The following is a 13166-nucleotide window of genomic DNA, read 5'->3' as shown; positions in this document are numbered from 1 at the left end:
TTACCGCGCGGAGACAACGCCGGTCATGACCCCGGCCGGTCGCCGGCCGGGGTCGAGTGGACGGGAGAGCGTCAGCCCAGGTGGTAGTTGACGTGCCCGCACCAGCGGGCGAACCCGAGCCGTTCGTAGAGCGCGACGGCGGCCGTGTTCGACTCGTCGACGTAGAGCATCACCCGGTCCAGCCCGCGCCGGTCCCGCAGGTAGGCCAGGCCGGCCGTGGTGAGCGCCCGGCCCAGGCCGCCGCCGTGGGCGTCCGGGTCCACCCCCACCACGTAGACCTCACCGGTACGGGCCGAGCCCGGCCGTTCGTGCACCTTGGTCCAGTGGAAGCCGAGCAGCCGCCCGGCGGAGTCGACGGCGAGCAGGAAACCGTCCGGGTCGAACCACGGCTCGGCCAGCCGGGCGCGCAGGTCGTCGGTGGTCCACCGGCCCTGCTCGGGGTGCGTGGCGAAGGCGCGGGCGTTGAGCGCGAGCCAGGCGTCGTCGTCCACGCCGGGGCGGAAGGACCGCAGCGTCACCCCGTCGGGCAGGCGGGGCGGTGGCACCGCAGCGGTCAGCGGGCGGCGCAACTGCCAGAGCACCCGGGCCCGGGTGAAGCCGAGATCCACGGCGAGCGCCGCGGCGGACGGGTGGTCGCCGTGCGCCCAGGCCCGCAGCGGGCCGGTGGCCGCCGCGAGGACGCCCCGGACCAGCGCCCGTCCGGTGCCCCGCCGCCGGAAGGCCGGGTGCACCACCAGCTCCACCCCGACCCCGGACTCCGGCTCGGTGGTGTCCAGGTGGGCGTACCCGGTCAGGGTGCCGTCTGCGGCGCGGGCGGTCAGGTGCCCGGCCGGCGCGTGCGGGTCACGCAGCCGCAGCAGGGTGTGCTCGTCGAACGGGTCGGCCCCGTCGGCGTCGCCGCCGAGCCGGGCCAGGGCCAGCACCTCGGTCACCTCGTCCGGGGTGAGGCGGTCGGTGCGGGCCACCCGGTCGACGGTCGGTTCGACGCTGCTCATCCCGCCACCGTAGTCGGCGTCGCCCGCCCGGTCGGCCCCGCCGGCTCAGTTGGCCCCGCCGGGCGGTAGCGCCTCCAGCCGGAACCGGCTGGTCAGGTCGGGCAGCAGCCGATGCAGCGCGTCCACGGTGCCCTGCCGGTCGCCGCCGGCATCGTGCATGAGCACCACCGCGCCCGGCCCGGTGTCCCGGGAGACCGTCGCGGTGATCTTCGCGGCCCCGGGGACCTGCCAGTCGTTGGGGTCGACGGTCCAGTGCAGCGGAGTCATCCCCAGCCCCTCGGCGACCGACACGACGGGGTAGGTCCAGGCCCCGCCGGGCTGCCGGAAGTAGCTGACCGGGGCGTCCGGCACGGCGGCGTGGATGGCGTCGTTGGTGCGGATCAGGTCGGCCCGGATCAGGGCGGGGGAGCGCTTGCCGAGCAGCACGTCGTGGTGCCACGAGTGGTTGCACAGGGTGTGCCCGTCGGCCACGATCGCGCGGATCAGGTCCGGGTGGTCCTGGGCGTTCTCGCCGACCACGCAGAACGTCGCCTTGACCCCGTACGCGCGCAGCACCTCCAGCACCTGCGGGGTGTACGTCGGGTCGGGACCGTCGTCGAAGGTCAGCGCGACCTCACCGGTGCCTGTGCTGGCGTGGCTGCCGAACGGGCCGTCACCGCCGCTGGCCGGCTGCGGCGTGTCCGGGTCGGCCCCGGCGGTGGGGGTGCCGGCCGGGCTGGAGCCGTCGGGGCGGATGGCGGGCGGCGCGGCCGGGTCGGCGGGTTGTTCGCCGTACTGGGCGCCGTCGACCTGCGCCGACGCGCCGAGAGGCTGACGGGGCGGGTCGGGGATCATGCTGCGGCCGAGCGCGTACGCGGACCCGAGCAGGGCGGCCAGCACCAGCGTGACTACGCCGACGGTCCCGACGGTCCCGCCGGTCGACCGGGTACGCATCAGCGCCACCGCCGGTCCGGATCGCGGGACGGCCCTCTCGTCGCCCCCGTGGTCAGTGCACGCACCGTAGCCCCTTTCACCCCTGCTGATTACGGCACCAAGAATAGAACCGACAACAGGGGCGAAAGGGGCGTATGGGAAATAGTCCTATCGGGGTGCGGCAATACCGCCCGGGATCAGACCGGCAGCGGCGCGGGCTCGGACTCGGGCAGCGACCGGGACGACGGCGGGACCACGAACTTGTAGCCCACCTGGCGGACCGTGCCGATCATCGACTCGTACTCCGAGCCGAGCTTGGCCCGCAGCCGCCGGACGTGCACGTCCACCGTCCGGGTGCCGCCGAAGTAGTCGTATCCCCAGACCTCGCGCAGCAACTGGTCCCGGGTGAACACCCGGCCCGGGTGCTGGGCGAGGAACTTGAGCAGCTCGAACTCCTTGTAGGTGAGGTCGAGCGGCCGGCCCTTCAGCTTCGCCGCGTAGGTGTCCGGGTCGATGTTCAGCTCGCCGGCCCGGATCGAGCCGCCGGCCCCGGACGTGGCGTTGCTCAGCCGACCCACGGCGAGCCGCAGCCGGGCCTCCACCTCGGCCGGCCCCGCCCCGGCCAGGATCACGTCGTCGACGCCCCAGTCGGCGTTCAGGGCGATCAGGCCGGCCTCGGTCACCACCGCGACCAGCGGCACGCCCAGGCCGGTGGCGTGCAGCATGCGACAGGTGGCACGGGCCTCGCTCAACTCGGACCGGGCGTCGACCAGCACGGCGTCCGGGCTGGGCCCGGAAACCAGGGTGCGGACGTCACGCGGTGCGGTACGGACCGAATGCGGCAACAGGTCGAGTGCCGGCAGCACCGCCGAGGGCTCACCTGCGCGCGCGGTCACCAGCAGCAGGAGCTCCACACGATCACCTCCGTCCCGGCGGCCCTTCGGCCGCACGCGACCAGCTGCCCCGCGGGTGGGCAGGGCGCTGAGAACTTGCGTGGGTCCCGGCGTCGCTGACGGGCGGGTAACAGCCTGAGCCTAACCGATTGCGCCGCTGTCACCTCGGCGTCCTTTCCTGTTTGTCGGATCTGCCCGTGATCACCGGTCAGGTTTTAACGTCGCCGAAACCGTGATCCCCGTCGGGCACCCCGTGATCCCCGCCGATCCCCGTCGGTCTGGCACGATCGGGGCGTGTTTCCCTCCACCTCGCCCGAGACCGGCCGTGACCCGTGGGCCGACGACGCCCCCGACGGGCCCGCCGGCCCGGCCGGAGGGACCGCGCCCGGTCCCGCCCCCGACGAGGACGCCGGGAGCCGCCGTCAGCGCGGCCCGCGCCGGTTCCGCAAGGGCGGCCAGCCGCGGCGCAGCGAGGAGGACGAGGTCGAGCCGGACGAGGAACCGGTCGAGCCGGTCGAGGTGCGCCGGCCGCTCTCGCTGACCGTCGCCGGTTTCGCCGCGCTGCTCGGCGTCGGCCTGGTGCTCGGCGCGCAGACCGCCGGCCCCGGGCACCGGCTGCCGTTCGCGATCATCGTGTTCGGCGTGCAACTGCTCTTCGTGCTGGCCTGGACGATGGCCATGCGCCCGCCCGCGCTGCTGCTGGTCGCGCTGACCAGCGGCGCGGTCGCCGCCGCGGCCGACGTCGCCGCCGTGCAGACCGACGTGGCCGGGCTGGCCCCGCTCGGGTACGTGGCGCTGGGCGGGTTCCTGGTCGGGGTGCTCGGCCAGCTCGTCCGTCGGGTGGACCGGGTCCGGGTGACCGACTCGCTCGGCACCACCCTGCTGATCGTGGTCGGTGTGGTGGCGTTCGCCACCCTGATCACGCTCAGCCGGATTCCCGCCGGCACCCAGGCGATCACCGTCTGCCTGGTCGCCGCCGGCGTCGCCCTCACCGTGGCCCGGCTCACCGACGCCGTGCTCGCCTGGCCCCGGCTCGCGCCGCAGGTGCCCCGGGGGGCCGCCGGGGTGGTCGTCGGCGCGATGGTCGGCACCCTCACCAGCGCCCTGCTCGGCAGCTACCTGGTCGGTTTCACCCCGACCAGCGCCGCGGTGGTCGGGCTGGTCACCGCGGCCACCGCCGTGCTGGCCGACCTCGCCGTCGGCTACGCCGAGGCGGGCCGGTTGATGGCCGGCGAGCCACCCACCATGTGGATCGCCCGGCACATGCAGGGCCCGCTCGGCGGGTTCGCGCTCGCCGCTCCGGCGGCGTACGCGATGTGTGTGCTCTTTCTCTGATTTCTCTGCCGCCGGCTGACGGCGGTGGGGCGCGCGGCGCGATTGGGCGCGGCGGCGCTCGGGTAGTAGCGGTGCGCCGCAGGCGGCGGCATCGATGACGGGCACGTCGCGCATCCGCGACGGCGACGAGGGACGGAGACGGGCGTGGCGCAGACGTACGAGGAGCGGCCCCGGCGGCGCGGGCGCAGGTGGCTCGTCGTACTCGTCGTCCTGGTGTTGATCCTGGGCGGGTTGCTGGTGGTGGCCGACCGGGTGGCGGCCGGGCTGGCCGAGCGGGCCATCGCCGACCAGGTGCAGCAGGCGATCACCGATCAGGACGCCAGCTCCGCGCCGCCCCAGGTCGACGTGGGCGGCTTCCCGTTCCTCACCCAGGTCGTCGACGGCCGGTACGAGCGGATCTCCATCGTGCTGACCGACGTGCAGGGGTCGGTGGAGGGCAACGCGGTCAGCCTGCCCCGGCTCGACGTGGACGCCCGCAACGTGCGCGCCCCGCTGGACACCATCCGCTCCGGGCAGGGCGAGGTGGTGGCCGAGACGGTGGCGGGCACCGGCACGGTCACCTACGACAGCCTGGCCAAGCTGCTGGACCGGCCGGGGCTCAAGCTCGGTGAGCAGAACGGCAAGCTCGCCGTCACCGCGCCTGTCGACATCCTCGGCCAGAAGCTCACCGTCACCGGCACCGCCGACGTCACCGTGGCCGACGGTGGCAAGGTGTCGCTGAAGTTCAGCGACCTCAACGCCCAGGGGCTGCCGGCGGTGCCGCTGGCCCGGACCCTGCTGAACAACTACGCCCGGGGCATCTCGGTCGACGTGCCACTGCCGTCGCTGCCGTTCCAGCTCAACGTGCGCAAGGTCGAGCCGCGCCCGGAGGGGCTCGCGGTGACCGCCGACGCGAAGGACGTCCCGATCAACTCGCCGAGCTGAGTCACCGCTCAGTTGTGGACGCGGACCCGCCCGGCGCTGCCCGCCAGGTGGGCCCGCGTCCCGCATGTTGGTCGTGAGCTGGCACTCTCCGGGACGGCTGGTAGGCTCCGAGCCCATGGGGACGCACCTCACCAAACGGCGCGCGGTCGACCTGTGCCGCGTGGCCACCTGCCTGTGTCGCTCCGTCATCTGACGGCGGGGCTGTCTCCGGCCGCTTAGCGGCCACCGCACTCAGGGTCCTCCCGACCTTCGGTGCCAACCCTCCGAAACGCCCGGCAGCGGCGCCGTCGCACGAACCCGTGATCCGTTCCTCTTTGGGTCCTGCGCATGGTGCGACATCACCGATCTCCACCACCCGCGCTGGCTCACCACCCATCCTCACCAGGGAGTGATCTGATGAGTCGCGACACCGCACTCGTCTCGGCCGAATGGGCCGAGAAGAACCTCGGCGCCCCGGGCGTCGTCTTCGTCGAGGTCGACGAGGACACCTCGGCCTACGACACCGGCCACATCGCCGGCGCCATCAAGCTCGACTGGAAGACCGACCTCCAGGACCCGATCCGCCGGGACTTCGTCAACAAGGCCCAGTTCGAGGCGCTGCTCTCCGAGCGGGGCATCGGCAACGACGACGTGGTGGTCCTCTACGGCGGCAACAACAACTGGTTCGCCGCGTACGCGTACTGGTACTTCAAGCTCTACGGCCACCGCGACGTCAAGCTGCTCGACGGCGGTCGCAAGAAGTGGGAGCTGGACGCCCGCCCGCTGGTCACCGACGCGGTCACCCGCCCGGCCACCCAGTACGTCGCGAGCGAGCCGGACACCTCGATCCGGGCGTTCCGCGACGAGGTCGTCGCCGCGATCGGCACCAAGAACCTGGTCGACGTGCGCAGCCCCGACGAGTTCGCCGGTCGGCTGCTGGCCCCTGCCCACCTGCCGCAGGAGCAGGCCCAGCGGGCCGGGCACATCCCCACCGCGATCAGCGTGCCGTGGTCCAAGGCGGCCAACGAGGACGGCACCTTCAAGTCCGACGACGAGCTGCGCAAGATCTACGCCGACGCCGGGCTGGACGACGGCAAGGAGACCATCGCGTACTGCCGGATCGGCGAGCGCTCCTCGCACACCTGGTTCGTCCTCCAGGAGCTGCTCGGCCACACCAACGTCAAGAACTACGACGGTTCCTGGACCGAGTACGGCTCGCTGGTCGGCGTACCGGTGGCCCTCGGCGACGAGCCCGGGGAGGCCTGAGCCATGACCGCTCCCACCGCCGCCGGCTGCGCCGCGCCGGACCAGTCCGCGCCCCTGCCGGCCAGCCTGGACCTGGAGAAGGAAACCGTCATCACCGGCCAGGTGCTGGCCGAGTCGGGCGACGTCGTGCCCGGCGCGTACGTCCGGCTGCTCGACTCGACGGGTGAGTTCACCGCCGAGGTCGTCACCTCCCCGGCCGGGCAGTTCCGGTTCTTCGCCGCGCCGGGCAACTGGACCCTGCGGGCGCTGTCCCGGCACGGCAACGGCGACACCGCCGTGACCGCCAACCGGGGCGTCAACGAGGTCACCGTCACGGTGGCCTGACCCACGCTCACGATCGGCCCGGGGCCGGTCACCCCACCCGGGGTGACCGGCCCCGAGCCGTCGCACCCTCGGCGGCCCGCCCGACAACCGGATGTCCGCGCCCGGCAGGCGCGAGGGTGCCCGCTGCCCGGCAGGCGCGAGGTGCCCGTCGCCCGGCAGTCCGCCCGGCCGTCGCCCGGCCGCCCACCGGGCCGTCGCCCGGCCGGCGGCGTTACGAGGTGCATCCGCCCTGGTGGTCGACCCGCCGGACGCAGCGTCGACGCCCACCGAGCCGCCTGTCGCAGAAGACCTGATGCTGTGGCTCCGACCCGCCCTCTTCGGAAACCGTCGTCTCGCCGAGCACCAACTCCGGCAGGAACGCCAGCGACCGGCCGATCGCGCTGGCCAGCAGCGTCGCCGCCGGCAGGTCGTCGGCAGCGACAGTCAGGTGTACGACGAACCGCTCGCGCTCGGTCGCGGCGGTCACACCCGCACCACCCGGGGCGCGAACCGGGACTGCCAGTCGTGCAGCGCACCCTTGATCCGCGCGTTCTCCTCCCGGGTACGGGCCAGCTCGGCGTGCAGCACCGCCAGCTCGTCGGCGATCCGGTGCAGGAACCCGTCCACCTCGGCCGGGTCCAACCCGTGCCGGGACCGCCGGAACCGCTGCTGCCGCACCTGGCTCGTGCAGAGCGGCCGGTGCGCCACCGGGCGGTTCTGGTACCCCACCGGTTGGTGCCGGTGCGCCACGGGTTGATGGTGGTGGGCCGCCGGCCCGTGGTGCCCGGTGTTCTGCCGCCCCGGCGGCCCGGACGGTTGGACAGGACGGTTGCCGGTCCGGTTGCTCGCGGGATGTCTGGCCGGGGCTTGGTTGGCCGGGGGCCGGTTGGTGACCCGGTGCCGGGCGGACGGCCGCTCTGCTGCCCCAGGCTGCTCGGCTGTCTTGGGCCGGTCGTTTGTCACGGGCCGGTCGGTGGCCGTCGACCGGTTCCGGCGGAACAGCCGGAGGAACCTGCACACGATGGGGATCACCTCTCCGCAGGGGCAGCGGGGATCGTGCTGCCGTGAAAGGTGGCCGGGGCAGGTGGCTTCCCTTCCACTGCACCCGCCCCGGCCGGGGAGAGCCCTGCTCGTTGCCACGCGAGGAGCGCTCGCCGACCAACTTATTTGAGGAACTTGAAAGAGTCGACGACCGGTTGCAATGCGTAGTTGCATGCCGTGATGAGAGCGTGATCGAATCGCGGGTGCCACGCGAGGAGTGCCATGCCTGCGACCCCGGACTACATCCGGATCTCCGACGAGATCGTCGCCGACGTCAGGTCGGGTAAGTACAAGCCGGGAGACAAGCTGCCCTCGATCACCGAGCAGTGCAGCCGGTTCAACGTCAGTCCGTCGACGATCAACCTGGTCAACGTGCGGCTGGAGGCGCTCGGAGTGATCAGCCGCCACCAGGGCAAGGGCATCTACATCACCGACCCGGCGACCTGGTTGCGTAAGCCCTGACCTGAATCTGATGGCGCTCTGCCGCTGCCTGTGCGCCGCTGAGTGACCGTTCCTCGGTGACTGCCGGGTGCCGGTACCGGTACCGGTGCTCAGGACAGGGTCACTGCTGCCCTGCTGCCTCACCCTCACTGATCCCGACCGGGAACGCTGTCCCCGGAGACGGGTATGCCTGTGGGTCATAAATATGACCCACAGGCATACCCGGTTCAGAGCATGGTGTGGCTCCCCGAGCCGGTGGAGAGGTCGGTCCCCGGCGGCCGAAGCTCGTCGGGGCAGCACGGTCAACACGTGGTCAGTGATGTAGCGGTATCGGAGCGGGCGGATACCGCTACATCGACCCAAAGGAGTTGATCACGGCAGACGCCGCCCCACGGGGCGGGGCGGCCGGAGGGGTGGGCGGCCCGGGGGAGGTGGCGGTGGCCGCCGACCCGGGAGGGGGCGACGGCCACCGTCAATGCGGTCAGCCGGTCACAGGCCGGATGCCCGGACGCCCGCGCAGGTCGACGTCGGGGTCAGCCCGAAGTTGAGCGTCCCGACGATGCCCGCTTCCACGACGGTGCGCTGGACCTGGGGCACCCAACCGTCCTTGGCCACGATCACCTCGTACCTACCCTTGGGCAGCCACCAGGCGTAGCGACCCTGGGCGTCGGCGGTGAGCGTGGTGCCGGTGGTCGAGCCGACCAGGTTCAGCCGGATCGTCGCCGGGACGCCGACGGTCTGGCCGCCGCAGGTCACCCCGGTCACCGCGCCCTGGATCTTGCCCCAGTTGTTCGGCGGCGAGACGTTCATCTCGACACCGACCGACGACACCGGGTACGGCGTGTTCGAGGTGAGCCCCAGCTCACCCGAGTACGCCCCGGGCTGGAGCACCCCGGCCGCCGCCGTGGCGGTCAGCGTGACGGTGACCGTCTGGGACGCCCCCGGGGCGAGCGTGAAGCTGGTCGGTGCGGTCGACAGCCACGGCAGGTCACTGGCGTCCGAGCAGCCCTCCAGCCCGCCGAGCCGTTCGCTGTCCGCCGAGCCGACGAACGAGCTGGGCGAACCACCGATCTTGTACGCCCCGCAGGCGGCGGCACCCCGGTACCTGCTGAACTGGGCGTTCGGCAGGTTCTTCCAGGCCCCGGCGACCGGGTCGAAGCCGAGCGTCCGGTTGGTGACCGACGTCGAGCCACCGGTCACCCCGCCGGCCAGCACCAGCATGCCGCCGGCCGACGCGTACTGGGAGCCCCACAGGTCGACCGGGAGGTTCGGCAGCGGGCTCCAGGAGTCCGACGCCGGCTCGTACCGCCAGGTGTCGGTGTACTCGTCGGCGGCGACCCCGCCCGCGCAGTACACCTGGCTGCCGATCCCGCCGCAGGACACCCAGGAGACCGGGTGCGGGTACGCCGCGCCGGTGCGGAACGTGCCGGTACGCGGGTCGAAGACCACCAGCTTGTTGCTCTCCGTGCAGGTGCTGTCGACGCAGCCGCCGACCAGGTACACCTTGCCCCCGGCCACGGCGGTGCCGGCCGCTGCGGCAGGTGCCGGGTTGACCGCCCCGGCCAGGGTGCTCCACGAACCGCTGGCCGGGTCGAAGACGTCCACCGACGGTTCCATGCCGTCGCCTGCGCCCCAGCCGCCGATCACGTACAGCTTGCCGCTGATGCCCACGGCGGACGGCTTGGAACGGGCGTGCGGCAGGTCGGGCAGCGCCGTCCAGACGCCGGTGGCCGGATCGAACACCCAGGCCTTGCGCTCGTTGCCGGTGTCGCCACCGCCGCCGACCGAGTAGACCTTGCCGTCCAGGTTGGCCGCCGCGTTGTCGTAGATCGCGGCGGGCAGGTTGGTGATCCGGGCCCACGCGTCGTCGGCCTGCGGCGCGGCGTCGGCGTTCCCGCCGCCGTACCGGGCACCGGTACGCCCGGTGCTGATCCCCTTGACCACCTGCTCCCGCAGCGGCGCGCCGCCGGTGGACAACACCTCGAACCCGCCACCACGTTCCAGCAGTTCCACGGTCGCCGGGGCGGAACCCGTGTTGCGGACCGTCACCTTGGCGGTGCGGGTGCTGCCGTACGGCTGGTGGGCCTCGATCGTGGTGGTGCTGACGGTGAGCCGCCCCGCGGCCAGGGCCAGGTCGGCCCGGCGGGTGCTGTCGGCCACCACCGTCACCTGCTGGGTGACCGGGGTGTACGGCGGCTTGGCGGCGGTGAACGGGTGGGTGCCGGTCAGCCCCGAGAAGAGGTGGTAGAAGCCGTCCGGCAGGTTCGGGTCGTCCGGGGTGGCCGCCGAGACGGCCGTGTCGGTGGGCCGGTCCACGCTGGTCACCGTCACCCCGTTGACCGCCGCGCCGGTGTTGCGGTCGGTGGTGTTGCCGACCACCAGGCCACCGGGCACGGGTGTGCAGTCCCGGTTGACCAGCTGGACGTCGTCCACCTGCCACCACCAGGCGAAGGTGCCCTTGAACCGGAAGCGCACCAGCGCCTGCGCCGCACCGGCCGCCGGGGTCAACGGCACCTCCTCGACCCGGGGGCCGCGCCGGCTGGCGGTCTGGTGCCAGACGTTCGTCCAGCTCGCCCCGGCGTCGGTGGAGACGTCCACGTCGGCGGTGTCGCTGATCCCGACGGCCCGCCAGTCACTGCGGAAACGCAGCAGCGGCGCGGCCGAGGCGGTCAGGTCGACCGGCGGGGCGATCAGGTCGGTGTCCTGGGTGTTGCCGGTGCCGAGCTTGTCGCTGTCGATGATCGCGAACCCGCCGGTGCCGCCGGTCAGGTTGCCCCGCGCGCCCGGGTCGTTGAAGACCCAGCCGCCCTTCTCGGTGCGGTTGCGCACCGACCAGCCCTCCGGTGCGGTGGTGCCGTCGAAGCTCTGCGACAGCAGCGGCGCGCTGAGGCTGCCGGTGTAGCCGGCGGCGACACAGGCCGCCTCGACCGGGACGGGGACGTCGGCCGTGGTGGCCGTCGACCCGACGGTCAGGTCCTTCGTCACCGTCCGGTAGCCCGGGTACTTCGCGGTGACGGTCAGCTTGTAGTCGGTGTTGCCGGCCACGGTGAACGAGTACCGGCCGGTCACCGGGTCGGTGAAGACGGGTCCGCCGGGGCGGCCGGCGACCTCGATCGTGGCGTACAGCGGCCAGCCGTGCCCGGAGCCGTCGGTGACCCGGCCGGAGACGGTGACCGTCGGCGTGGCCGTCAGGGCGAAGTCGCGGGTGACCGAGCCGTCCTCCGGGACGGTCACGGTGCCGGTCGCCGTGCGGAAGCCGTACGCGGAGACGGTCAGCGTGGTCTCGCCGGCCGGCACGGTCAGCGAGTACCTGCCGTCGGTGCCGGTGGTGACGCTGCGCGCGCCCGTGGCGACGGTGGCACCCGCCACCGGGTCGCCGGTCGCCTCGTCGGTGACCCGGCCGCCGACCTGGCCCACCGGACCGCGCGGGGCCTGCCGGACCGCCTCGTACGCGTTGAGCCGACCCTCACCGAAGACGTTGTTGTCGGCGGCGGTGCCCCCGCAGGTGGTCGCGTCGACGTCGGTCGCGGTGCGGTCGAGCAGCTCCTCGGTGCCGGTGATGTCCCCGCGCAGGCTGGGCGCGGCCGACCAGATCAGGGCGATCGTGCCGGCGACGTGCGGGGCGGCCATCGAGGTGCCGTTGAACGACGCGTACCCGTTACCGGGGACGCTGGAGCGCACGTTGCTGCCGGGCGCGGCGATGTTCGGCTTCAGCCCGGCCGGGTCGGTGGCGTCACCCCGGCCGGAGAAGCTGGAGATGGCGTTGTTCACGTCGTACGAGCCGACCGCGTACGCGTTGGGGTTGTCACCGGGGGAGCCGGCGCTGCCACAGGCCGGGCCGTCGTTGCCGGCGGAGAAGACCGGGAACATCCCGGCGGCCCGCCAGGCGGCCACGGTCTGCTGGTACCACGGGTCGCCGCCGTCGCCGCCCCAGGAGTTGTTGACGATGTCGGGGCGCAGGTCGGGGCGGGGGTTCTGGCCGTTGAGGTCGGTCGGGGCGAGCACCCACTGGCCGGCGGCCAGCAGCGAGGCGTCCGAGCAGTTGTTGGACTCGCAGCCCTTGGCGGCGATCCACTTCGCGCCCGGGGCGACCCCCACCTGGTTGGCGGACCCGTCGGTGCCGACCATGGTGCCCATGGTGTGGGTGCCGTGGTCGTTGTTGTCGCAGGGGGCGTCCTGCGGGCAGATGCCGGCCGGGTCGTACCAGTCGTAGTTGTGGTCGAACGTCCCGCCACCGAGGTTGCCCCGGTAGGAGTTGACCAGCGCGGGGTGGTCGAACTGCACGCCGCTGTCGATGTTGGCGACGACCAGGCCCTCACCCCGGTCGCCGAACTCGTCCCAGACGCGGGGTGCGCCGATGTTGGTCAGCCCCCACTCGACGGCGTCGGTGCCGGACCGGGCGGCGGTGCTGCGGACCGGACGGATCAGCGGGTAGCTGCGGGTCGCGGCGATCCGCTCGACCTCGGGCCGGGCGGCGATCGTGTCCAGCAGCGCCCGGTCCCCGGTCACCCGCAGCGCGTTGGCGATCCAGTAGGCGGTGTAGGTGGCCTTCCGGTCGTCCAGCACCGTCCGCAGGTCATGCTGGGTCCGTTCGGCGGTGGTGGTGAGCAGCCGGTGCACCTCGGCGGCCCGGGCGTCCGGGCTGCGCAGCCGGGCCGCCTGCCCGAGCGGGGCCTGTTCGCGCAGGTAGACCAGGAAGGTCTCGGTGCCGTCGGCGAGCCCGTCGAGGACCTGCCGGTCCACGGTGGCCCGGGGTGCGGCCGGTGCGGCCCCGGCGGGTAGTGCGGGCTGGGCGGTGAGGCCCAGGAGTCCGGCCGCGAGCGCGGCCACCAATCGCCACCGGGACGGTCGTCCGGTCGGTCGTCTGAGCACGCTGTTCCTCCCCACGTCGTCGGGCCCGATCGGTTCGGGCCCGGCCGCGTGTGCCGGGGTCGCGGCCACGCGGAGCGGCTGAGGAGGTGGCCGGTGTCGGGTGCTGCGTGGGCCCCCACGGCCGCTGTGCATCATGCTCAGCCGGAGAACCAAGCTGATCAATGGATCGGGTCGGTCAGTATTCGGTCAGTAACCGGGCGCCACG

General features: G+C 73.1%; 12 protein-coding genes. 6 read left to right on the top strand and 6 right to left on the bottom strand.

Translation table 11 applies throughout. From position 1 onward, the window contains the following. Window positions 1-71: 71 nt before the first annotated feature. From mshD to ACN261_RS06125, 3 genes are all read right to left on the bottom strand, one after another. Window positions 72-995 carry a mycothiol synthase gene (gene mshD, locus ACN261_RS06135; RefSeq protein WP_425848842.1) on the bottom strand — a complete coding sequence of 308 codons (924 nt, stop codon included), beginning with the start codon at window positions 993-995 and terminating at the stop codon, window positions 72-74. 45 nt (window positions 996-1040) lie between these two features. Further along, on the bottom strand, window positions 1041-1928 hold the full coding sequence (locus ACN261_RS06130) for a polysaccharide deacetylase family protein (protein WP_425848839.1): 888 nt from the start codon (window positions 1926-1928) through the stop codon (window positions 1041-1043). 176 nt (window positions 1929-2104) lie between these two features. Further along, the gene (locus tag ACN261_RS06125; RefSeq protein WP_088643167.1) at window positions 2105-2821 is read right to left on the bottom strand and encodes a winged helix-turn-helix transcriptional regulator; all 717 of its coding nucleotides are present in this window, start codon (window positions 2819-2821) and stop codon (window positions 2105-2107) included. A 273-nt stretch (window positions 2822-3094) separates the two neighbouring features. On the opposite strand from ACN261_RS06125, the gene ACN261_RS06120 reads away from it, so the two are divergent. From ACN261_RS06120 to ACN261_RS06100, 5 genes are all read left to right on the top strand, one after another. Beyond that, window positions 3095-4135: a hypothetical protein gene (locus tag ACN261_RS06120; protein WP_425848836.1), complete on the top strand. Its 1041-nt coding sequence runs from the start codon at window positions 3095-3097 to the stop codon at window positions 4133-4135. Window positions 4136-4279: 144 nt separating this feature from the next. Next, the gene (locus ACN261_RS06115; protein WP_421484358.1) at window positions 4280-5059 is read left to right on the top strand and encodes a DUF2993 domain-containing protein; all 780 of its coding nucleotides are present in this window, start codon (window positions 4280-4282) and stop codon (window positions 5057-5059) included. A gap of 64 nt (window positions 5060-5123) precedes the next feature. Then, window positions 5124-5252, top strand: coding sequence for an Ms5788A family Cys-rich leader peptide (locus tag ACN261_RS06110; protein ID WP_342747087.1), 129 nt, complete (start codon window positions 5124-5126; stop codon window positions 5250-5252). A 203-nt stretch (window positions 5253-5455) separates the two neighbouring features. After that, window positions 5456-6304 (top strand): sulfurtransferase, encoded by an 849-nt coding sequence (locus ACN261_RS06105; RefSeq protein ID WP_421484357.1) that lies wholly within the window; start codon window positions 5456-5458, stop codon window positions 6302-6304. A 3-nt stretch (window positions 6305-6307) separates the two neighbouring features. Then, the gene (locus tag ACN261_RS06100) at window positions 6308-6628 is read left to right on the top strand and encodes a DUF1416 domain-containing protein (protein ID WP_088643163.1); all 321 of its coding nucleotides are present in this window, start codon (window positions 6308-6310) and stop codon (window positions 6626-6628) included. Between the two features lie 211 nt (window positions 6629-6839). On the opposite strand, the gene ACN261_RS06095 is transcribed toward ACN261_RS06100, so the two are convergent. Further along, window positions 6840-7094 (bottom strand): hypothetical protein, encoded by a 255-nt coding sequence (locus ACN261_RS06095; RefSeq protein ID WP_421484356.1) that lies wholly within the window; start codon window positions 7092-7094, stop codon window positions 6840-6842. Next, window positions 7091-7357, bottom strand: a complete 267-nt coding sequence (locus ACN261_RS06090) for a DivIVA domain-containing protein (RefSeq protein ID WP_425848830.1) — start codon at window positions 7355-7357, stop codon at window positions 7091-7093. Before ACN261_RS06090 ends, ACN261_RS06095 begins: the two co-directional genes overlap by 4 nt. Before the next feature lie 513 nt (window positions 7358-7870). On the opposite strand from ACN261_RS06090, the gene ACN261_RS06085 reads away from it, so the two are divergent. Beyond that, window positions 7871-8110, top strand: coding sequence for a winged helix-turn-helix domain-containing protein (locus ACN261_RS06085; RefSeq protein WP_421484354.1), 240 nt, complete (start codon window positions 7871-7873; stop codon window positions 8108-8110). Between the two features lie 468 nt (window positions 8111-8578). Here ACN261_RS06085 and ACN261_RS06080 read toward each other — a convergent pair whose 3' ends face one another. After that, complete coding sequence (locus tag ACN261_RS06080; protein WP_425848827.1) at window positions 8579-12961, bottom strand: S8 family serine peptidase; 4383 nt, start codon at window positions 12959-12961, stop codon at window positions 8579-8581. Window positions 12962-13166: the final 205 nt, after the last annotated feature.

The organism is Micromonospora sp. WMMD723, from assembly GCF_049863385.1.
GTDB lineage: Bacteria > Actinomycetota > Actinomycetes > Mycobacteriales > Micromonosporaceae > Micromonospora > Micromonospora wenchangensis.
This window is presented reverse-complemented; position numbering and strand designations above follow the sequence as displayed.

Coding starts and splice junctions, on each gene's coding strand:
- ACN261_RS06110 (WP_342747087.1), top strand. CDS start 5,124: ATGTTGGTCGTGAGCTGGCACTCTCCGGGACGGCTGGTAGGCTCCGAG.
- mshD (WP_425848842.1), bottom strand. CDS start 995: ATGAGCAGCGTCGAACCGACCGTCGACCGGGTGGCCCGCACCGACCGC.
- ACN261_RS06100 (WP_088643163.1), top strand. CDS start 6,308: ATGACCGCTCCCACCGCCGCCGGCTGCGCCGCGCCGGACCAGTCCGCG.
- ACN261_RS06130 (WP_425848839.1), bottom strand. CDS start 1,928: ATGCGTACCCGGTCGACCGGCGGGACCGTCGGGACCGTCGGCGTAGTC.
- ACN261_RS06085 (WP_421484354.1), top strand. CDS start 7,871: ATGCCTGCGACCCCGGACTACATCCGGATCTCCGACGAGATCGTCGCC.
- ACN261_RS06105 (WP_421484357.1), top strand. CDS start 5,456: ATGAGTCGCGACACCGCACTCGTCTCGGCCGAATGGGCCGAGAAGAAC.